This is a genomic window from Neobacillus sp. DY30 (genome assembly GCF_030123065.1).
Taxonomy (GTDB): domain Bacteria; phylum Bacillota; class Bacilli; order Bacillales; family Cytobacillaceae; genus Neobacillus.
Map to the genome: position 1 here is coordinate 4,110,379 of NZ_CP126093.1, position 20,050 is coordinate 4,130,428.

Sequence of the window (20,050 nt, forward strand, 5' to 3'; positions counted from 1 at the left end):
TAACATGGAGCTCCTGCTTTAAAATCAAAGGGGGATCATCAACATGAACGGAAATATTCATTCTATTGAAACGTTAGGAACAGTCGACGGACCAGGCATTCGATATGTTGTATTTACACAAGGATGCCTATTACGATGCCAGTTTTGCCATAATGCTGATACATGGGAAATCGGCAGCGGCAAACAGATGACCGTTTCCGAAATCATGGATGATCTCATGTCCTACCTTCCCTTCCTCCAGTCATCTGGAGGAGGAATCACTGTTAGCGGCGGCGAACCTCTGCTTCAAGTACCGTTCCTAATTGAATTGTTTAAGGAATGTAAGAAAAAAGGAATTCATACGACTATTGATTCTTCTGGCGGCTGTTTCTCGCACTCTAAACTATTCATTGGACAGCTTGAAGAGTTGCTGCAATATACTGACTTGATATTACTTGATCTAAAGCATATTAACCGCAAGAAACATATTCAATTAACAGGAATGGCAAATGATCATATTCTCGAATTCGCCAAGTTCTTATCCGACCGTAAAATACCTATTTGGGTACGCCACGTCTTAGTCCCTACAGTATCAGATGACCCAGAAGATCTTCAAAAGCTAGGAGAGTTTATCGGCACACTGAAAAATGTGCAAAAAGTAGAAATTCTTCCTTATCATAAGCTTGGTGTTTATAAATGGGAAGCACTTGGATTAGAGTATCCATTACAGCATGTAGAACCGCCGACTGAAGAAAAAGTCCAATTTGCGTATGAAACGATTACAGCACACTGGGAAAAACAGTAATTGAAATTAGAATGCTGCTCTATGCCAGAGCAGCATTTTTTGACTTTTTGTTTAAATTGATTCTTGCCCCATTCTCATTTATACTCAAATCTATAACAGGAAAAAGTGAGGTGATTATTTTTGTACCAATTGCTCATTGATTTTACCGATGCAAATGCGTTAGAAGCACTATATTTAAGTCTTTATTTTGGTGTCATAATTAAATTACTTTGGGCATGGAATGTGGAATTTTGTTTTATGGGGTCCATAAGCGAAACTGCACAGACAAAAATTAATCACCCATTGTTTTATTATAAGAAGAAAGGCTTTTTAAATTTAAATATTATTCTAATTCGAATTGTTAAATATATTCGTAGAAAAGAAAGTCCACAGGATGATAAAGAAGAACCTGTTTCCTCCACCCTATACCAATTAAAAACAATCTAAACGATACCAGGAGGAAATATGAAAAGCAAAACTTCTTTACCACTACTACTACTATTAGGGTTAACTACTATCTTACTATCTGCATGTTCTGCAGCAGATGGAAAAGGCGATGGATTTTTTCATACGTATTTTGTTGATCCATTTATTATATCCATCCATTTTATTGCTGAGTTTTTCAATGGAAATTATGGACTATCAATCATTCTCGTCACCCTAATTATCCGACTCGTATTAATGCCTTTTATGTTAAAGCAATATAAGAATCAGATGGACATGAAAGAGAAAATGGATGTCATGAAGCCTGAAATGGAGGCTATTCAAAAGAGAATAAAAGAAGAAAAGGACCCAAAAAAGAAGCAAGAACTTCAGCAGGAAATGATGGGGCTCTATCAAAAGCATGGCGTAAATCCTTTAAACATGGGATGCCTGCCTATTCTGATTCAAATGCCAATACTAACTGGTTTTTATTATGCCATTCGTGGATCAGAAGAGATTGCCGCTCATCGTTTTTTGTGGTTTAGTCTAGGACACCCTGATATCATCATCACCCTTATTGCTGGAGTGATTTATTATTTCCAATTTAAAGCTTCACAGTCCAGCATGCCTGCAGCTCAGCAACAACAAATGAAATTCATGGGACTTCTATCTCCATTAATGATAGTCATGTTTTCTTTTAGTGCACCTGCAGCACTGCCGCTTTATTGGGCTGTCGGCGGTTTGTTTTTAATGGTGCAAACATGGTTAAGCAGAAAAATTTATCAAAGCGGAAAAAAGACAGACCTGAAAGCTAGTACTAGTACCAATCAATAAGGTTTAAAAGGAAAGCCAGGCACACTGCCTGGCTTTCTCTACTTTTTGCTCAATTTTCCTTCTAGATTATCTTTCACCTTTTCCCATTCCTCTTGCAGGATACTATAGAAGACGGTGTCGCGGACATATCCGCCCGATATTTTTCGATCCTTTCGAAGTGTCCCTTCTTTGACTGCGCCAATTCGTTCAATAGCATTTTGAGAACGGAGGTTTCGAGAATCTGTTTTAATCTGAACTCTCCTAAGGTCCCAAGTTTCAAACGCATGTCTTAATAGCAGGTATTTACATTCAGTATTAACTCTTGTTCTCCATACATCAGGATGATACCAAGTTGAGCCGATTTCTAGACTTTCGTGTTCTGGCGAAATATCAAGGTACCGGGTGCTTCCGATAATATGATTTTTCTGATTTATCACAACAAAGGTGTAATCACTACCCGATTCTCTCTTTTGGATAGCAGAAACAATCATCTGCTCCATCTCTTCTTTACTTCTTACTGTAGTTGCCATATAAGTCCATATCTCAACAGGTTTAGCTGCTTTCCATAGTCCATCAAGATGATCCAAGGTAATTGGAACTAATTTAACCGATTCCCCTTCTAACTCAAAAAGCCTATTCCACAACTTCATTTCCCTATTCCCCCGTTACATAATTAAAAAAGAGACTGGCAGGCACGGCCCATCAGTCTACAATTTGGAAGTATTCTTTGTAAAATCCGCCTACTTTACCGGTATTGTCGATAATATAATAAAACTCTTCTGTTTCATTTTTAACATCATAAATTTTCCCGGCGGTTAATGCATTATTTACTATGTATTTTTTTGCATCCGTATGAACACATTTTACCTGTTTAATGGTTTCTCGCTCACGCCATGTTAAATGAATCATCCTAGCACCGTTCCTTTCGATTTAGCTATTCATAAGTATAATCAAAAGCATTGCGTTAGTGCAACTAAATTATCATTGGGTCCTTTGACATATTTTAATTGTTTTTAATATGTCAAATTTGTGAAAAAGGTTCTCAAACAACAAGAAAACGATTACAATATAAAAAACTGAATATTCAATCCAATATTCCGAGGGAGGCTTGCAACATTGAAAATAATGAGTAACGAGCTGTTAGTGGTGACGTATCGGGATGCTTTAAAATCTGGAAAGGAAACGGAATGGATAAAGATTTTAAAAGACGAAATAAAACGTCGTGGATTGAAGCCCTTTAAAAAACGATAACTTTACATGTGATTTAGAACCGCCAATTTTATGGCGGTTTTTTTTAAATGCAAAAAATAAAGCCGGTTTATCCGGCCACAGGAGTTACACTTATAAAAATCCCTTAGTTAAGTTAAACAACTTGGTTGGGTTCTTTCTTGGTTCTTTTATAGATGGGTCAATTATTTCTTTTAACTCGCTAGGAATTTCACTGTGGCCACAATTAAGGCATGTTTGGATGGCAGCACTCCCGATGAATACATTAATCCCATCTTCGGTTGCATATATGACATGTTCCTGACAATCAACTAAGCGGTGGTGATGAATTTTTGACTCCCTCATCAAAAGCTCCCTTTCTATTCTTGATTATACCTCTATTATAATCTGAAAAAGGAAGAAATAGATGTGGAATTATTTAGAATTTTCATTAATTTGTTGCAATTTGATGAAATCGAAAAAATTTTCCCAACAGCCAATTAAACTTGTCCTTCAATTACAAATTTCTTTTTTTCTATTAGTTTATCTATTTCTGTCATCACTTTTATACTCGCTTCAACGAAATTCTCTGCGTAAACATGGATGAACTGTCCATGATACTCAAGGGTAGCATGATCATAACGTGGATCATAATAATGTTCAAGTAAAATACCAATCATCACTTGAAAATTACTGTTTTCTAAAGATTGAATTAACACTCTTTTGATTTCATTATCTTTTATTCTTCTTAAGATCTTTTCAATCCCGATTGAAATTTGGTCATGATACCAAGGCTCATTCTGATAAGGCAAAACGTACTCGTTTATCAGATGTTTAACCCTTTGCTCAAGGGGGGTATGAATATAGATATTAATTCCCCTCAATTTTTTATCCATAAGTTCTTCGGGCTGACAAGCTTTCCCAATCCGTTTGCTCTCAGCTTCCATAACAAAATGAGTTGAACCCAGTATATCTTTAAGTCCTTTGTATAACAGAGAATCAAACGTTTTTTGATTATTACCCTCCCCCAAGCCAATCGTTCCAAAAATGGATCCTCGGTGAGCAGCCATTTCTTCAAGATCAAGTGTTGGGTAACCTGACGCTTTTAGTTTCTTCAACACTTCGGTCTTTCCTACACCAGTTAAACCGTGTAATACAATTGCATTTTTAGGAATCATTGCAGGAATTTGCTGGAGAATGTATTGTCGATATGCTTTATAACCTCCAGTCAGACGCTTCGCATGGATGCCTGCAAATTCTAAGAAGGTTACAACTGCTTTGCTTCGCATTCCTCCGCGCCAGCAATGTATGATTAACTCTTCACCGTTTACCATCTCTGCTTTAATTTCATGAAGCAAACTAGGTATTTTTGGTGAAACAAATTCCATGGCTCTCCATTTTGCCGCTTCTTGTCCTTCATGTTTATAAATGGTTCCGATTTCCTCTCGTTCTTCATCTGTAAATAAAGGAATGTTGATTGCTCCCGGAATTGCACCATCCTTAAACTCAATAGATGCACGGATATCAATAATGACGGGATTCTTTATCGTCTGTAATTCCTCAACCGTGATTTCCTTCATTTATTAACACCTCTTTTTATCTATCTCTAATTGGTCAATAACAAACAAAACTTCCAAGAATGGAAGTTTATAATCAGAAAGAGATATCTCTAAAATATGATTAAATAGCTAAGAAATTCAGTAAAAGTATAGACTAATTATATCGGAGATATACGAGGGTATCAAGCAGACATTCCTGCCAATTTAATAGGAACAGCGTGACGAAACTGGGAAAAGAAAAAATCCACTCGAAAATGGAGTGGATTTTTATTCTTATATGGTGTTTTTTTCAGGTTTAAGTACTGACATAAAGCTTTCAAGTCCAGCTAAATCATTGTTATTGAATAAGTCGACAATTTTACTTCCGACAATCACTCCGTCACAGTGGGGGCTAAGCTCTTTAATTTGTTTTTCGTTTGAAATACCGAACCCAGCAACAACTGGAATAGGACTAATTTCCTTTACTTGCTTTAAAAACTCCACAACTTCTTGGTCAAATTCATTTCTTGTTCCGGTTATCCCTTTGACGGTAACAGTGTATAAAAAGCCCTTCCCCCTATTTGATATTTCCCTTATTCTCTCTTTTGGAGATGTCAAAGTAACCAGACGGATTAATTCAATCCCCGCATCCTCAAGCTCTGCGGCTAGGAGATCTTCTTCTTCAATTGGAAGGTCCGGAATGATACAACCGTCAACTCCGGAATTTGCAATGTCTTGTGCAAAAGCAGAAATCCCATATGAATAAATAGGATTTAGGTAAGTCATAAGTACGATAGGGATGGACACTACTTCTCTCGCTTTTGTGAGTTCCGCAATAATTCCCCTTAATGTCGTTCCATTTTGAAGCGCCCTAATACCAGCTTGTTGAATGGTTGGACCATCTGCTACAGGATCAGAAAAAGGAACACCTACTTCAATGAGAGTGGCACCAAATTTTTCTAATGTCAGAAGACGTTCTGTTAAGTTATGAAGTCCTCCATCACCACCCATTATATAAGGTATAAAAGCTTTCCGGTCTTGTTCATTTAAAATCTTAAAACTTTGTTCAATTCGATTCATTAGGCTCTCTCCCTTTCTAACCTTTCTTTAACAGCCATTACGTCCTTATCACCACGACCGGACAAACAAACGACAATATTCTCTGTTTCCTTCATTTCAGCAGCAAGTTTAACCGCAAAAGCGATGGCATGAGCACTTTCAAGTGCCGGAATGATCCCTTCAAGCTTTGAAAGGAGCTGAAATGCATCTAGCGCCTCCTTATCGGTAATAGAATGATATTCTGCTCTTCCACTGTCTTTTAAGTAACTATGTTCAGGTCCTACTCCAGGATAATCAAGTCCGGCCGAAACGGAATGTGCTTCAATGATTTGCCCTTCCTCATCTTGCAGTAAGTACATTAATGCCCCGTGCAGTACTCCTGGTTTTCCTTTTGTCAGTGATGCAGCATGGAAAGCAGTATCTACCCCTTGTCCTGCTGCCTCTACTCCAAATAAACTTACTTCTTTGTCCTCGATAAATGGATGGAACATTCCAGCAGCATTACTGCCACCGCCGATACAGGCAACCACTGCTTCTGGCAGCTTTCCTTCTCGTTCTAAAAATTGTTTTCTAGTTTCCTTGCCAATTACACACTGAAAATCTCTTACCATGACAGGAAATGGATGTGGTCCCATTACGGAACCTAATAGATAGTGGGTATCATCCACATGTTCAACCCAGTAACGTAACGCTTCATTCACTGCGTCTTTTAAGGTAGCGCTGCCAGAGGTAACACTAACAACCTTTGCTCCAAGGAGCTCCATACGGAAGACATTTAACGCCTGTCGCTTGATGTCTTCTTCACCCATAAAAATAATGCATTCAAGATTTAATAAGGCACATACGGTTGCCGTCGCCACACCATGCTGTCCTGCACCTGTTTCAGCAACAATTTTCCTCTTGCCCATTCTAATCGCTAAAAGTGCCTGACCGATAGCATTGTTAATTTTATGGGCACCTGTATGGTTCAGGTCCTCTCTTTTTAGATATATTTGTGCACCGCCAGCGTGTTTTGTAAGATTTTTCGCATGATAAAGCGGTGTTTCTCTTCCAACATATTCCGATAAGTAACCATCTATTTCAGCTTGGAAACTTGGGTCAGCTTTTGCGTCTTTATAAGCTTCATCTAACTCAAGAACAGCTTTCATAAGCGTTTCTGGTACAAATCTTCCCCCAAAAATACCAAATTGCCCTTTTTCATTCGGCAGTGTATATGAATTCATTCCTTGTTCCTCCTGTATGGCTCCCTTTAGCCTTATTAATGAATGTTTGGATTTTGTCTAAATCCTTTTTTCCTTCTATTTCAACACCGCTGCTTACATCGACCATATATGGCTGAATGAGTTTAATGGCTTCTACAACATTATCTTCATGTAAACCTCCGGCAAGGATGACTTTTTTTCCTTTAAGGTCCTTCTTAGCAGATATACTTTTCCAATCAAATGATAAGCCATTTCCCCCTCTGAATTTCCCTTTAGGTCCATCAAGCAGTACATATTCACAAGGATAAGCTTCTATTTCTTTTAAATTCTGTTTATCCTCCATGCTAACTGCTTTGATGACAGGGAACGTCAGAGATTCGCTAAAGGACACGGTTTCATCACCGTGTAATTGAACATGTGTAAGTCCTGCGGTTGCAGCAACTTCCTCTATTTTTTCTTTTGTTTCATTTACAAACACCCCTACCTTTAACACATCTTTCGGTAAATGGGCAATGATTTCTTTTGCTTTGGTAACGGTAATCCTTCGTTTGCTTTCTGCAAAAACAAAACCAATCGCATCTGCACCATAATCAATAGCCGCCAGTGCAGTGGTAAGATCTGTAATTCCACAAATTTTCACCTTCATTTTTTTACCCCGCCAACTAGTGGTAATCTGAATTCCTGAAAAGACTTAGCTATATCTGGGCTCTTCATTAACGCCTCACCGACCAATATTCCATTAGCTCCACAGTTGCGTACCCGCTCTACATCTTCCTTGTGATGTATTCCACTTTCACTGATTAGAAAAGCACCGGAGTCTTTTATTAAATTTGCAAGAGACTCTGTAACGTCAAGTGAAACGTTAAAGGTTTTTAAATCACGATTGTTAACGCCAATCAGCTGGGCACCGAGGTTGAGAGCTTTTTCTAATTCTTCTTGATTATGCACCTCTACTAAAACCTCTAAATCCAAGCCCCTGGCATATTGGTACAACTGCGCCAGCGTGGTTTCATCTAGTGCAGCTACAATCAGTAGAATGATGTCAGCCCCATGTGCCGCTGCCTGGTCGATTTGAATAGGATCAATCATAAAATCTTTACAAAGAATGGGCAGATCAACCGCCTCTCTAACAGCCATTAAATCAGCAAACGCCCCTTTAAAAAATGTGGAATCCGTGAGAACGGATATAGCAGACGCACCTGCCCGCTCGTATTTGAGGGCTTGTTCAGCAGGTTCCACTCCATTGTTAATCAACCCTTTAGATGGAGAGGCACGTTTGAATTCTGAGATGATTGCGATCTCTTCTGCTTGCTGTAATTTTTGAATTAAGGATTTTTTCGGCTTTGCTTCTACTTTTATCAAATTTCCTTGTCGAAGTTTTTTGACCTCTTTTTGTTTTTCATTAATAATTCGATCTAAAATGGTCTCCACTTATATCGCCTCTCTTTTTGCTTTCGCTGTCACTTCAATTAATTGCTGTAACTTTTCATAAGCAGCGCCTGAATCTATGACGTCCTTAGCAATATTAATTCCCTCAATAATATTGGCTGCTTTTCCACTTGTATAAATACCTAACCCTGCATTCAATAGAACTGTATCTCGGCATGCTCCTTTTTCACCTGAAAGGACTTTCTTGAGAATCACCGCATTTTCCTTTGAATCTCCACCTTTAATAGCGCTGTTATCATATTGAGGAAGCCCTACCTCTTCTGGCACAAAGGTTTGTGTGGAGATTACTCCATCCTCTAATAAAGTAAGATAGTTTTCACCCTGCAGCGACGCCTCATCCATAGAGCCTGCACCATTGATAACTACCGCACGTTTACGCCCTAGATTTTGAAGTACTTCTGCAAATACCGGTAATAAGTCTTTACGATACACACCTAGTACTTGATAGTCCAAATCAATAGGATTGGTCAACGGACCAATAAAATTAAAAACAGTTGGGATTCTTAACTGTCTTCGAACAGTCATGATTTTCTTCAGTTTCGGATGCACATGCGGTGCAAATAAAAAGGCAATCCCAAGCTCATGTAAAATTTCCTCTGTTACTTCAACAGGAAGATTTAAATTAATCCCTAAGTACTCCAATACATCTGCACTGCCTGTTTTACTAGAAATACTGCGATTTCCATGTTTTGCAACAGGAATGCCAGCTCCCGCGATTACAAATGCAGATGTAGTACTTATATTAAAACTTGAAGAACCGTCTCCACCGGTGCCACAGTTATCTAATACCTGAGGGAACTTCTTACGGAATGGGAGAGTATTCTCCTTTAGCCCTTTTACAATTCCAGTGATTTCTTCCACTGTTTCCCCTTTTGACTTTAAGCCCATTAAAAAAGCAGCAATTTCACTTTCAGAAACCTCTTCACCTAAAATTAAATCCATGGCCTCTTTCATTTGCGGCTCTGAAAAAGATTCACCTTCAGCTAATTGGAGTAAAAAGTTTTTCATTTCTCTTCTTCCCTTCTATTTCAGATAAAAAGTTTTGCAGAAGTTGCTTACCAGCTGGTGTGCCAATGGATTCAGGATGGAACTGCAAACCGTATACCGGATAGTGACGGTGCTTGAGCGCCATGATTTCTTGGTCATCTAGTGATTGAGCTACACATTCCAGTTCAGGTGACAGACTTTCCTTCGCTACCACCAGAGAATGATAGCGCATCACTTCTAGTGGAGAAGTTAAATAGGTAAAAACTCCACTGCCATTATGGGTGATTTGCGATGTTTTACCGTGTTTAATAAAATCTGCCCGCTTAATCTCACTGCCAAATGCTGCTCCGATTGCTTGATGCCCTAAACAAATACCCAATATAGGGATTTCTTGATATAAATTTTGAATGACCTCAATACAAATTCCCGCCTCCTCTGGTTTCCCAGGACCTGGAGAAAGGATAATCGCCTTTGGGTTCATATCTTTTATCTGTTGGATGGAAAGCTGGTTGTTCCTAATAACTATTACTTCTTCACCTAATTCACCTAAATATTGATAAAGGTTATACGTAAAGGAGTCAAAATTATCGATTAGTAAGATCATTGTTCACCCTCCAAAAAGGCCTTTAATTTATTTATCGTTTCTTCATACTCTGACTCCGGGTTAGAGTCGTAGACAATTCCTGCACCTGCCTGAATAAAGGCTAAGTTGTCTTTAAGTATCATCGTGCGAATCGCCAGAGCGAAGTCCATATTTCCATTGGCAGATAGATAACCAATTGCACCAGAGTATAGCCCTCGTTTTGATTTCTCCAATTTATTAATAATTTCCATCGCCCTTATTTTCGGTGCCCCTGATACCGTACCTGCAGGGAGACAGGCTGCCAAAGCATCAAGACTGCTATACTCTTTTTTCAGTGTTCCGCTTACTTCTGACACGAGATGGATAACGTGTCGGAAATTTTCAATCTCCATATACTTATCAACTGTGACTGACCCAAATTCACAAACTCTGCCTAAGTCATTTCGACCGAGGTCAACGAGCATTTTATGCTCCGCTAATTCCTTCTCGTCGCTTTTCAATTCTTTAGCAATCAATTGGTCTTCCTCAGTTGTTTTTCCTCGTTTTTTTGTACCTGCGATTGGGTTTGAGAATACCTGTGACCCCCTAGTTTTTATTAGACTTTCTGGTGATGAACCAATTACGGTATATTCTGCGAAATCAATATAAAACATATATGGTGTGGGGTTATGAGCACGGTGTTTGCGATAGAGTGATAAGGGTGACCCTTGGTAAGATGACTTCATTCTCCTTGAGAGAACCACCTGAAAAATATCACCTGCGTTTATATGCTCTTTCGCAACCTCTACATTTTTAATAAATTCTTCCTTCGAGGTTTCAGACTGAAAGCCTGTAAATTGAAAAGGTGTTTCTTCCTGATAAAAAGCAGGCTGCTTCAGCTCTTCTATTCTCTGCTCCAGCCTTTTTTCAAGTGAACCTTTATCTATATCCTCTGAAAGGGGTACACCGCAAAGTGTTATTTTTTCTTCAAGATGGTCAAATACAATCACTTCTTCATAAAACATTAAATGAACATCAGGCATTTCAAGCCCGTTTTTAAACTCTTGGCCAATTTCTTCGTATTGACGAATTATGTCATAGCCAACATACCCTACTGCTCCGCCTATAAAAGGAAAAGGTGTTTCATCCATTTTTGGGAGCAATGTATTAATCAATTCAAGCGGGTTTCCCTTAAGAACTTTTTTATCTCCATTTCGATAAACAATTTCATTCGAGTCACCATGGGAAATAAGTTCGAATGCTGGATCTGATCCAATTAATGAATAACGTCCAGAGTCATGATATTTATGTGAACTCTCTAATAAAAACTTTTTATTCCCGCTAATTTTCTGCAAAATAGAAATGGGAGTAAAAGTATCCCCTTTTAGTTCTTTTAGGAAAAAGTCATTTTTTATTTTCATTCCCCTTACATCCTTTCGTATATAAATAAAAAAATCGTCCTCTATACGCATATAATTGCAAATTATGCGTATAGAGTACGATTCTTTGTCGTGGTGCCACCTCCGTTTGAAGCTGTTTTTACAGCTTCCTCTTTCAGATACAGGACTCTAAAAAGTCGTATATCCTATCCTTTTAACGGTGGAACTCCGTACGGCCCTACTTAATGTTCAGGCTGCCTCTCACAAGTCCATTCCACAAATCCATTCTTACCGGGCTCTCACCTTCCCCGACTCTCTGAAAAGAATTAAATAAGTGTACTACTCTTGTTCATTGATTTAAATTATTTGTTTAAAAACAAACAGGGCCCTCCATCCAAAAAGGACGGAAGACCCGTGGTGCCACCTTCATTAGCCAAAAAATCAGCTCGCTCTACCGATATCGAGGCAACTATGCTGCCTGAATATCTGCCTCTTTTAACGATGAGGATTTCGCCAAAGCCTACTGACCCTATAGGAGGTTCGGTTTGGAGGCTCCGAAGTCCATTCACTAATACGTCTACACTGATTTGCACCACCCATCAGCTCTCTTGAGAATCCGTAAAAGTTACTACTCTTCATCAATGCCCTGCCTTTATTGATTTTTATATTAAACCATTTTAAAGCTTCATGTCAACACTAATTTTTAGAAAATTCAATTTAGGATATTCCATTTAAAGGATTATTGGATGATAGTTATTTTAAAATAAAGATGTCAATATTAACGGTAGCACATCAAAATGAAGGCGGGATAGAAGAGAAATGGATCATATTGAACGTTTATGCCCGAGTTCAGAGGCTGCTAGAAATAAATCCTCTTCAGCTGGAAAAAAGAAAAAATCAGGTGAGCTTTCCAAACAAAAGTGGGCAATACTCTCCTTGTCATCAATACCATTAGTAATGACACTAGGTAATTCCATGTTAATACCCGTGCTGCCCTCAATGGAAAAAGAATTATCGATCACGGCGTTCCAAACAAGTATGATTATAACTGTTTATTCCATTGTTGCAATCTTCTTAATCCCAATAGCAGGGTATTTATCCGATCATATTGGGAGAAAAAAAGTAATTATTCCGAGTCTCATTATCGCAGGAATTGGCGGGTTAATATCAGGATGGGCCGCTTGGAAGCTGGAAAACGCCTACTGGGTTATATTGGTTGGACGTGCCCTTCAAGGGGTAGGTGCAGCTGGAGCCATGCCAATTGTTCTCCCGTTGGTTGGTGACATGTTCAAAAATGAGGATGATGTAAGCAGTTGTTTAGGTTTAATCGAAACCTCTAATACATTCGGTAAGGTGCTAAGCCCGATCTTAGGGTCCTTACTTGCAGGATTTATTTGGTTTTTACCTTTCTTTTCATTTCCAGTTTTTTGTACCATCTCAGTCATAATGGTCATGTTGTTAGTTAAAAGTCCGAAGTCTCGATCAAAACCAATTCCTTTTAAACAGTTTTTTAAAAACGTAAGGAAAACCTTTACTGAAAAAGGGACATGGTTATACGCTATTTTTTTTATCGGCGGTATCTTAATGTTGGTACTTTTTGGTATACTTTTTTACCTATCAGAAATTTTCGAAACAGAATATGGTATTAAAGATCTTAAGAAAGGCTTGTTTTTATCATTACCGTTAGGAGCACTTTGTTTAGCGTCTTTTATTGCAGGAAAAACTATCAAGAAAAATAAAGTCCTAATGAAATGGCTCACCTTCGGTGGAATTATTGCAGCCGCTATATCTATTCTGGCTCTCTGGTTTTCGATTAAGCTCTGGTTCATGCTCACCATGTTTTTAATAGCCGGCGTTGGTATCGGTATCGGTCTGCCATGCCTAGACACCTTAATCACTGACGGAATTGAAAGAGAAGAGCGTGGAACCATTTCATCGATCTACAGCTCGATGAGATTTATCGGAGTAGCAGCCGGCCCTCCGATTATTGCTTTGTTAATGAAACAAGCAACATACTGGATTTTTATTACACTAAGCGGACTCAGTGTAATTGCAGCTTTTGTTGCATTATTCGCGATAAAACCTGGAGTTAAAGGTCAAAACTAAAAAGAGCGCTGGGGTCTCCCAGTGCTCAACTAATTTTACTAATACTATGTGTGAGGCTTTTCCTTTTTGACCTTTTTATCTTGCGGAGATATTTCATTTGCAAACTCTGAGTTGGTTAGACTTTTTGCAGTTTGCAGCCCAGATTTCGTTTTTACATTCCGTTTTGTCAATATACTCACCACCTATCTCAAGATGGCTTTAATTTAACCAATTGGAATCATATCATACGGTAAAAAATATTAATTTGGACTGAGCCATTCTGGGTCACGATTGGCACAGACATGACATTTTCCTGTTTCCTTCTCAAAGGTATAAAAGCTATGGCCACAGCCCTGGCAAAAGTTAGAATGTAATGGTTCAACTTGTTCTGTTTTTCTCTTGATAACTGGTATTATTTCAATTGCATTTTGAGAACAAACATCGGTACAAGAGTTACAATCTACACACTGTCCATTATTAATCACAAGTTTGTCATCCTCTAGCTGAAATACGTTCTCTGGGCATAGCGAAAAGCAAGCCTGACAGAGTGTACATTGATCCTTATTGATTTTTACACTGTAAAATTGAAAGTCTGGATAATATTTAGTAATCTTCCAGTCATCGTGTTCCATTTTCCATGCAGCAGGAGCAATGCTTTTAACAAGTTGTTTTCCTTCTTTTTGAAAGGAACCAAAAAAGGCTCTTCGTGAACATACTTCGTCCTTAACCTTTTCAACAATCGAAATTGGATACTCATCGAGTAATGGCAATTGCTGATTTGCGTTATTTAATACTGTTTCCCAGTCATGGTTTAATCGATTAGCGACTTGTATTGAAGTCATTCCTCTTTTTTTATAAATGAGCAATTCCTTTAGTGAAGGTGTGTAGGTATCGTCAAAGACCAAACTTCCCTTTTCGAAATACCGGTTACTTGTCATGCCCTCGATGGCGGATACCGGACAAGCAATCATACATTCCCCACATAATATACACTTTTTCGTATCAATGAATATGACACCATTTATTTCTATTGCATTGTGTTTGCAGTTTTCTACACAATAATTGCAAGTTGATTTCCGGTTTCGTACCCTTGAACATTTAGTGGTAACGCTCATTTCTTCATGCAGGCTCTCCAGCCAATTTACGAGGATAGACATCTAATCATCACCAACTCATTTTTAATTCTCAAACTAATTTTGCATCCCGGTGAGGTGTAATAACAAGGCTTGGCTTTGTAATTGTTGCACTAGGCATTCCTTTAATTTGACTAATAGTTCCATACTTTTTACGTAGTTCTTCAATTGGTCCAAATTCAATGGCTCCTAGTGGACATGTAGCGACACAAACAGGGTCTTCTCCGATTTCCTGAAGGTCCATGCAAAAATTACATTTATTCGATTTAAAGGATTCTTCGTTATACTGTGGTGCACCGTAGGGACATGCTTTTACACATAATTGTGTCCCGACACAAACCTCCTGATCAATCACCACCACACCATTGTCCTTTTTCTTTGCAATTGCACCTGTTGGACAGCTTAATAAACAGGCTGGCTGTTCACAATGATTACAGGAAATGGAGAAATAATACGACTTAATATTTTGAACAATCCCTCCATTTGGCTGCTGCATGTAGGACCCTTCTTCTTTCGTGTATACCCTGCGAAAGTTTATCCCAACTTCTGTATTGTTTTTATCTTTACAAGCGACACTACATGCCTTGCAGCCTTGACAGATACTTTGATTGATATAAAATCCTATTTGCCCCATAATAATCACTCCTTATGCTTTTTTCACTTCAACAAGGTTCGTTAATTGCGGATTTGATTTGGCAAGAGGAGTCGGTCGTTGTGACGTTAATACATTTACTGATCCCCTTTGGTCTACGCCTGTTTTGTCAGGTGTATACCATGCACCTTGTGGAATACCGGCCACCCCAGGAGTGATACGTGGCGTAACCTTGACATCGATATACAAGCTTCCCCGGTCGTTAAACACTTGAACTCTATCTCCATCTTTGATTCCGCGCTTCTCGGCATCTTTAGGATTTAACCACATTTCTTGCTTTGCTGCTTCCTCAAGCCATGGCATATTATCATATGTGGAGTGACATCTTCGCTTATAGTGCCAACTTATAAGCTGTAACGGATATTTTTCTATTAATGGGTCTTCAGGTCCCTCCCAGGAAGAAATATATTTAGCTATAGCGGGTATCTCATCATGCTGGTTCATTTCCCAAAGTGTTTTAGAGAATAATTCAATTTTTCCAGAAGGTGTTTCAAATGGATTGTTTTCTAAGTCATCAATTTGTGCTTTAAAACCAACTAACGGTTCATTAAATTTAAAATGATGAACACCCTTTTCCCTGAACTCTTCAAATGTAGGAAAGGTTGGATCAAGCTCCTCACGTGTTCGTTTTACACTTTCCTTTACCAAATCGAGTATCGTTCTTCCTTCAGTAAATTGTTCTTTTATCCCTAATTTATCTGCCACTTCTACAAAAACATCATATTCATTTCTGCATTCATAGAGCGGGTCAATTGTTTTATCGCCAAATACAACGTAATCACCAAAACACCAAGGCACTCCTATATCGTATCGTTCAAAAAAGGTTGTGCCAGGCAGAACGATATCTGCGTATTTCGCACTTGGTGTCATAAAGAGATCGCTGACACAGATAAATTCTACTTTGCTTTCATCCTGTAATAGACTTGTCGTTTTATTGATATCACTGTGCTGGTTTACCAGCATATTCCCTGCCATATTAAAAATCATTTTAATATTCGTTGATAATTTATCAGTCCCTTGCAGTCCATCCGCTGCAGTCATCTCTGTACCATGTTCGACTGCATTTGTCCAAAGGAAGCAAGGAATGGAAGCCTTTACCGGATTTTCTACTTTAAATGGATAAACAATATCTGCCCTGCTCCAGTAACCCGTTCCAGCTGCCCAGCCACCAAGTTTACCTACATTTCCTGTAATACAAGCAAGCTGTGCACCACCGCGCATAAATTGTTCACCATATGCCTGGCGTTGTGCAGCCCAGCCTTGAATAAGTGCGGCCGGCTTTATAGTGGCATAATTCCGGGCGATTTCACGAATTTTTTCGGCTGGCACTCCACATATTTTTTCTGCCCATTCCGGTGTTTTAGCTACTCCATCTTTTTCACCCAATAGATAACTCTTTACGGACTCCTCTTTTGCAATACCTTCAGGCATATGTGCACCATCAAACCCTACACAATACTTATCGAGGAAAGCTTGGTCATGTAAGTTTTCAGTAACAATCACGTAGCCCATAGCGTCCATCATCGCATTATCCGTTGTCGGTTTTATCGGAATCCATTCATCAGCAAATGCAATGGCGGTATCCGTATATCGTGGGTCAATTAAAATAATTTTTGCTCCGTTTTTCTTTGCCTGCATTAAATAATCACGGTATGGGGTCGAGAAGATCATTTCCGAAGGATTTTGTCCCCAAAGGATGATATATTTTGAATGCAATAGGGAATCAAAACTGCTGCCTGAATTGTTCGTTCCATAGGTATATGGAGTGGCCACATTACCTGCCCCGGAACTATAGTCATTACGGTAGTTTAAGTAGCCGCCAGTTAGTGCTAATACCTTCCTTGCACTGTTCCTGCCTCCATGAAGCCCCCAGCTCTGTCCAGAAGCATAATTGACATATCTAGATTCCGGACCATATGTATCACCAATTCGTTTAATTTCAGATGCAATAGTATTTATGGCTTCTTCCCAAGAAATTCTCTCAAATTTGCCTTCGCCTCGCTTTCCTACCCGTTTCATTGGATACTTAAGGCGGTCAGGATGATAGAGCAAATTACGATAGTTGCGCCCTCGGACACACGCTCTGAGAGGCGGAATGCTTGGATCACCGCTTTCCTGGGTGTCGGTTGCTACACGTACCACTACACCATCTTTTACATATGCCTTTATTACACATCTACCGCCGCAATTATTGATGCTGCAAGTTGATACAACCTTATCCCACTCACTGGCACTTGCTACGTTTTCTTCTTTTTGCTTATCGAGCAATATTTTTGTCCCGACACCACCAGCGATAACCGGGACTCCAATTGCCCCAGACCATTTTAAAAACGTTCTGCGCTGCATTTTATTAGCCAATAAACTCTTTACAGGACTATCTTTAGTCATTGATATATGCCTCCCATATTCTCTATTGTGAAATATTTCACATTTTAAAAGTGCAGTCTTCACCTCTATTACATCCTTGTACTACCTATAACTCAATTTTACTTGATAGTTATTAAATAAATATTAAATTTCACAACGTTCACACTTATTTCATAAAAATCCTCCATATTTTGATAACAATTTGAACTCGAATAGTGTCATTTGTTTCTAGTTAATTACGAAATATGTATATAATAAAAAAGAAAATATTTTGTAAAGGATGATTTCATTGAATATAAGTGGTCATACAGTTGAAAAACTTGTAGATCCATTTGGATTATTATCGGGGGACCGCTATGAGTTTTTTTTAGAAATAAATGTTGAGGAAGATGATGAACTTTTTTCTGAGAAAGGTGTGGGAATTAAGGTATTATTTATAGTTGATGAAAAAGGGCCAAGAATTTCGCACTATCATCTCTATGAAAGAGGTACAGAAAAGGTTTTAGACTTTGCTCTTGAAGAAGACGAGGAATTAACCGTGTTTAATTATTGCATGGAATACATTGACTCATAAGAAAAAGCAGAGGTTTAACCCCCTGCTTTTTCACATTGTTGTTACATAAAATTCTTACTATGATTATGAATTACCTGTAATTCTTTTGTTGTAAGGCTCATTTCACTTTTGCATATTGGACAGAGGGGCACTTCAGTGCTCTTAAAATTGTCACGAATCCAGCATTTACAAGTATCTGAATTACATTTCCAAATTTTAGTTTCTTCAAGCTTTACTTCTTCATCATTTCTTCTACCAAACGCCAAAATGATCACCCCTTGTACTTTTTGCAAGACTGTTTGACACTTTGATTAAAATTACATTTTTTATAAAGTAAAAAGGTGATGCCTTATCATTGCACCACCTTTTTATTTTTTCAATTTAAGCTTTTACTACGTTAGCAGCTTGAGGGCCACGAGCACCTTCAACGATTTCGAAAGATACTGATTGACCTTCTTCTAAAGATTTGAAGCCTTCTGATTGAATTGCAGAGAAGTGTACGAATACATCTTGACCGCCTTCAGCTTCGATAAATCCAAAACCTTTTTCTGCATTAAACCATTTTACTTTACCGTTATTCATGAATAGAACCCCCAAATATTTGTTCACTTTAAGTACATAACCATTTAATAAATCAAAAAGCCGTAATGCACAGGGTAATAGACATCACCCACATATCGTGCAGTTACGACTACTTAAACCAATAAATATTTACACGAACTTAAAAGCGTACCTTAATGATACCCTTTATTACTTTAAAAGTCAATTAAATTTACAGTATAGCATACTAGTAAGCCACTAACTATAAAAAATATAGTAGATACCTATTTTTTTTCAAGTTCACCTTGTAAAAAGACCTCCATAAAGTTCTCCACAAACTTTTGGATGTCAGCTTCCATACCAATATAATCTAACGTCTTTGGGGGCTGTGCTTCTGGCTTTGGCCGGAAATCTGCGATACTCTTCCCTTTGGCATCTCCAAATTCCTCGACCTTAACCCTTCGCGGAACATACCTGAAAATTTCAGGATTGGTTATTGCCATTAATGGGACAACATCATGCATCGGAGCCCCTTTAATACCCGGAACATTTTTTTGATAGGCCTTAAAATAATAATCAAATGCTGGTTGTAGTAATGGTCTAAAAGGTGTTGGACTGTTTTCACTAAGAAATCCGATCATTTCGGGTGTTATGATGGCTTTATTTGTAACATTCAATGGATAAAGATACACATTATGAGCTTTCTCCATAACACTTCTTGCTGCAATGGGGTCAGAATAGAAATTAGCTTCTGCTTCTGCTGTTATATTTCCAGGAACCAAGAAGGCCCCCCCCATAATATAGAAAGCAATTACATCTTTTAAAGCATTGTTACCATAGAGGATGAACATAAGAGCTATTTCTGTTAATCTGCCAACATTTACGATAATAAGGTTATTTTTATATTGTTCAACAATTTCCAGAATCTTGTTAAAGTCATGAACCTCTACATTTTGCAATGTATCAGGAGGTTTGATTGGTCCTAATCCCTCAGGTCCATGGATTTCAGGGTAAAACTGTACAGGTTCACCTGATAAAGGTCCTGCAGTTCCAGCAATGATCGGTATATCTTCTCTCCCGCCTAGATCGATTAAATAGGCTGTATTCCTTACAGATTGCTCTTTCGGTGTATTTCCATAACCACTAACAATGCCGACAACGTTTATTTTTGGATTAAGTAAGGCATACATAATCGCAAAAGAATCATCAATTCCAGGATCCGCAAACAATAAGACATTATAAGCCATTGCCTCTCCCCCATCTTATTTTTCGTACTTTCAACATAATATGTAAAAAACTGAATTCAAAGTACTATCACCTATAAGGCTAATGTCTCAAA

The 20,050-nt window shown here is 38.4% G+C and carries 24 protein-coding genes and 2 other annotated features; of the genes, 6 read left to right on the forward strand and 18 right to left on the reverse strand.

Annotation, left to right across the window (positions count from 1 at the left end; genetic code table 11):
* Positions 1–43: 43 nt before the first annotated feature.
* From pflA to yidC, 3 genes are all read left to right on the forward strand, one after another.
* A complete protein-coding gene (gene pflA, locus QNH29_RS20130) occupies positions 44–784 on the forward strand; it encodes a pyruvate formate-lyase-activating protein (RefSeq protein WP_283861105.1) in 741 nt (246 codons plus the stop codon).
* A 120-nt stretch (positions 785–904) separates the two neighbouring features.
* Positions 905–1,210 carry a hypothetical protein gene (locus QNH29_RS20135; protein WP_283861106.1) on the forward strand — a complete coding sequence of 102 codons (306 nt, stop codon included), beginning with the start codon at positions 905–907 and terminating at the stop codon, positions 1,208–1,210.
* An 18-nt stretch (positions 1,211–1,228) separates the two neighbouring features.
* Entirely contained in the window at positions 1,229–2,020 is a 792-nt protein-coding gene (gene yidC, locus QNH29_RS20140) for a membrane protein insertase YidC (RefSeq protein ID WP_283861107.1), read from the forward strand.
* 38 nt (positions 2,021–2,058) lie between these two features.
* Here yidC and QNH29_RS20145 read toward each other — a convergent pair whose 3' ends face one another.
* Positions 2,059–2,649 (reverse strand): GNAT family N-acetyltransferase, encoded by a 591-nt coding sequence (locus QNH29_RS20145; protein ID WP_283861108.1) that lies wholly within the window; start codon positions 2,647–2,649, stop codon positions 2,059–2,061.
* Positions 2,650–2,701: 52 nt separating this feature from the next.
* On the reverse strand, positions 2,702–2,908 hold the full coding sequence (locus QNH29_RS20150; RefSeq protein ID WP_283861109.1) for a DUF6501 family protein: 207 nt from the start codon (positions 2,906–2,908) through the stop codon (positions 2,702–2,704).
* Positions 2,909–3,124: 216 nt separating this feature from the next.
* Between QNH29_RS20150 and sda the strand changes: the two genes are divergently transcribed.
* Positions 3,125–3,250 carry a sporulation histidine kinase inhibitor Sda gene (gene sda / locus QNH29_RS20155; protein WP_481858843.1) on the forward strand — a complete coding sequence of 42 codons (126 nt, stop codon included), beginning with the start codon at positions 3,125–3,127 and terminating at the stop codon, positions 3,248–3,250.
* A 90-nt stretch (positions 3,251–3,340) separates the two neighbouring features.
* On the opposite strand, the gene QNH29_RS20160 is transcribed toward sda, so the two are convergent.
* The 9 genes from QNH29_RS20160 to trpE all read right to left on the reverse strand — a co-directional run bounded on the left by QNH29_RS20160 (position 3,341) and on the right by trpE (position 11,423).
* Positions 3,341–3,571, reverse strand: a complete 231-nt coding sequence (locus QNH29_RS20160) for a hypothetical protein (protein ID WP_283861111.1) — start codon at positions 3,569–3,571, stop codon at positions 3,341–3,343.
* A 134-nt stretch (positions 3,572–3,705) separates the two neighbouring features.
* A complete protein-coding gene (gene mnmH, locus QNH29_RS20165) occupies positions 3,706–4,785 on the reverse strand; it encodes a tRNA 2-selenouridine(34) synthase MnmH (RefSeq protein WP_283861112.1) in 1,080 nt (359 codons plus the stop codon).
* 252 nt (positions 4,786–5,037) lie between these two features.
* Positions 5,038–5,823, reverse strand: coding sequence for a tryptophan synthase subunit alpha (gene trpA / locus QNH29_RS20170; protein WP_283861113.1), 786 nt, complete (start codon positions 5,821–5,823; stop codon positions 5,038–5,040).
* The gene (gene trpB, locus QNH29_RS20175) at positions 5,823–7,025 is read right to left on the reverse strand and encodes a tryptophan synthase subunit beta (protein ID WP_283861114.1); all 1,203 of its coding nucleotides are present in this window, start codon (positions 7,023–7,025) and stop codon (positions 5,823–5,825) included. Before trpB ends, trpA begins: the two co-directional genes overlap by 1 nt.
* On the reverse strand, positions 7,000–7,650 hold the full coding sequence (locus tag QNH29_RS20180) for a phosphoribosylanthranilate isomerase (protein WP_283861115.1): 651 nt from the start codon (positions 7,648–7,650) through the stop codon (positions 7,000–7,002). The genes trpB and QNH29_RS20180 overlap by 26 nt, the downstream gene beginning before the upstream one ends.
* The gene (trpC, locus tag QNH29_RS20185) at positions 7,647–8,435 is read right to left on the reverse strand and encodes an indole-3-glycerol phosphate synthase TrpC (protein WP_283861116.1); all 789 of its coding nucleotides are present in this window, start codon (positions 8,433–8,435) and stop codon (positions 7,647–7,649) included. Before trpC ends, QNH29_RS20180 begins: the two co-directional genes overlap by 4 nt.
* On the reverse strand, positions 8,436–9,461 hold the full coding sequence (gene trpD, locus QNH29_RS20190; RefSeq protein ID WP_283861117.1) for an anthranilate phosphoribosyltransferase: 1,026 nt from the start codon (positions 9,459–9,461) through the stop codon (positions 8,436–8,438).
* The gene (locus QNH29_RS20195; protein ID WP_283861118.1) at positions 9,433–10,044 is read right to left on the reverse strand and encodes an anthranilate synthase component II; all 612 of its coding nucleotides are present in this window, start codon (positions 10,042–10,044) and stop codon (positions 9,433–9,435) included. Before QNH29_RS20195 ends, trpD begins: the two co-directional genes overlap by 29 nt.
* The gene (gene trpE / locus QNH29_RS20200) at positions 10,041–11,423 is read right to left on the reverse strand and encodes an anthranilate synthase component I (protein ID WP_283861119.1); all 1,383 of its coding nucleotides are present in this window, start codon (positions 11,421–11,423) and stop codon (positions 10,041–10,043) included. Before trpE ends, QNH29_RS20195 begins: the two co-directional genes overlap by 4 nt.
* A 70-nt stretch (positions 11,424–11,493) precedes the next feature.
* Positions 11,494–11,743, reverse strand: a binding site (T-box leader).
* Positions 11,744–11,777: 34 nt separating this feature from the next.
* Positions 11,778–12,032 (reverse strand) — a binding site (T-box leader).
* Between the two features lie 168 nt (positions 12,033–12,200).
* Here trpE and bcbE point away from each other — a divergent pair.
* Positions 12,201–13,487, forward strand: coding sequence for a bacillibactin exporter BcbE (gene bcbE, locus QNH29_RS20205; RefSeq protein ID WP_283861120.1), 1,287 nt, complete (start codon positions 12,201–12,203; stop codon positions 13,485–13,487).
* A 44-nt stretch (positions 13,488–13,531) separates the two neighbouring features.
* Here the strand turns inward: bcbE and QNH29_RS20210 are convergent, their stop codons facing one another.
* The 4 genes from QNH29_RS20210 to QNH29_RS20225 all read right to left on the reverse strand — a co-directional run bounded on the left by QNH29_RS20210 (position 13,532) and on the right by QNH29_RS20225 (position 17,639).
* Positions 13,532–13,657, reverse strand: a complete 126-nt coding sequence (locus QNH29_RS20210) for a hypothetical protein (RefSeq protein ID WP_283861121.1) — start codon at positions 13,655–13,657, stop codon at positions 13,532–13,534.
* Between the two features lie 69 nt (positions 13,658–13,726).
* On the reverse strand, positions 13,727–14,623 hold the full coding sequence (locus QNH29_RS20215; RefSeq protein WP_283861122.1) for a 4Fe-4S dicluster domain-containing protein: 897 nt from the start codon (positions 14,621–14,623) through the stop codon (positions 13,727–13,729).
* A 28-nt stretch (positions 14,624–14,651) separates the two neighbouring features.
* Complete coding sequence (locus QNH29_RS20220; RefSeq protein ID WP_283861123.1) at positions 14,652–15,233, reverse strand: DMSO/selenate family reductase complex B subunit; 582 nt, start codon at positions 15,231–15,233, stop codon at positions 14,652–14,654.
* Between the two features lie 12 nt (positions 15,234–15,245).
* Complete coding sequence (locus QNH29_RS20225; RefSeq protein WP_283861124.1) at positions 15,246–17,639, reverse strand: DMSO/selenate family reductase complex A subunit; 2,394 nt, start codon at positions 17,637–17,639, stop codon at positions 15,246–15,248.
* Between the two features lie 259 nt (positions 17,640–17,898).
* Between QNH29_RS20225 and QNH29_RS20230 the strand changes: the two genes are divergently transcribed.
* On the forward strand, positions 17,899–18,192 hold the full coding sequence (locus QNH29_RS20230; RefSeq protein WP_349654863.1) for a DUF6509 family protein: 294 nt from the start codon (positions 17,899–17,901) through the stop codon (positions 18,190–18,192).
* 41 nt (positions 18,193–18,233) lie between these two features.
* Here QNH29_RS20230 and QNH29_RS20235 read toward each other — a convergent pair whose 3' ends face one another.
* The 3 genes from QNH29_RS20235 to QNH29_RS20245 all read right to left on the reverse strand — a co-directional run bounded on the left by QNH29_RS20235 (position 18,234) and on the right by QNH29_RS20245 (position 19,958).
* Entirely contained in the window at positions 18,234–18,437 is a 204-nt protein-coding gene (locus QNH29_RS20235) for a cold-shock protein (protein ID WP_283861126.1), read from the reverse strand.
* A 115-nt stretch (positions 18,438–18,552) separates the two neighbouring features.
* Complete coding sequence (gene cspD, locus QNH29_RS20240; protein ID WP_283861127.1) at positions 18,553–18,753, reverse strand: cold-shock protein CspD; 201 nt, start codon at positions 18,751–18,753, stop codon at positions 18,553–18,555.
* A 242-nt stretch (positions 18,754–18,995) separates the two neighbouring features.
* Positions 18,996–19,958 (reverse strand): nucleoside hydrolase, encoded by a 963-nt coding sequence (locus tag QNH29_RS20245; protein WP_283861128.1) that lies wholly within the window; start codon positions 19,956–19,958, stop codon positions 18,996–18,998.
* Positions 19,959–20,050 lie beyond the last annotated feature (92 nt).